This window comes from Pseudomonas abyssi (assembly GCF_002307495.1).
GTDB classification, from domain to species: domain Bacteria; phylum Pseudomonadota; class Gammaproteobacteria; order Pseudomonadales; family Pseudomonadaceae; genus Halopseudomonas; species Halopseudomonas abyssi.
In genome coordinates this window covers 1-647 of sequence record NZ_NTMR01000074.1, presented here as the reverse complement: position 1 = coordinate 647, position 647 = coordinate 1, and the positions used below count along the sequence as shown (strand labels likewise).

General features: G+C 56.1%; 1 protein-coding gene. It reads left to right on the top strand.

From position 1 onward, the window contains the following. Window positions 1-627: IS4 family transposase (locus tag CNQ84_RS20280; protein WP_112220876.1), on the top strand; the 627-nt coding region annotated here is incomplete at its 5' end. Window positions 628-647: the final 20 nt, after the last annotated feature.

The following is a 647-nucleotide window of genomic DNA, read 5'->3' as shown; positions in this document are numbered from 1 at the left end:
GGCCAAACCTATGTCTTCGACAAGGGCTACTGCGACTACAACTGGTGGTATCAGATTCACTGCGCGGGGGCTTACTTTGTCACGCGACTCAAGAGCAATGCGGGTGTTCAGGTATTGGCTGACAACACGCAAGACAGCTCAGAGCACCCGGAAATACTGGGCGACCACCTGATTAGCTTCAAGAACCGCCGCCCTGGCGGCAAACGTATCAACCAGTATCACGGCACGCCGTTGCGCAGAGTCCTGGTAGCACGAGAGGACGGCAGGCCGGCGCTAGTCATAGCCACGAACGACCTGGCGTCGCCAGCCCGCGTGATTGCTGCCAACTACAAGGCGCGCTGGGGCATCGAGTTGTTCTTCAAGTGGTTGAAGCAGAACTTGAGCGTGCGGACGTTTCTTGGGCGCAGCGAAAATGCCGTCAAGATTCAGATATTTGTGGCCTTGATTACCTATCTGCTGCTGCAGATACAGCATGCCGGTTCAGCAACAGTCAGCTCATTGCGTTGCAGCCTGACCGAGCTGAGAGCAGGCTTGTTTCAGCGCAAAGAGACGGATCACCAACTGCTGCAACGAAGGCAACGGCGTCAGCTGATATGGACCAGGATGCAGGGTGCTCTGCCGCTATGAATTTATTCCGGACAGCAGTG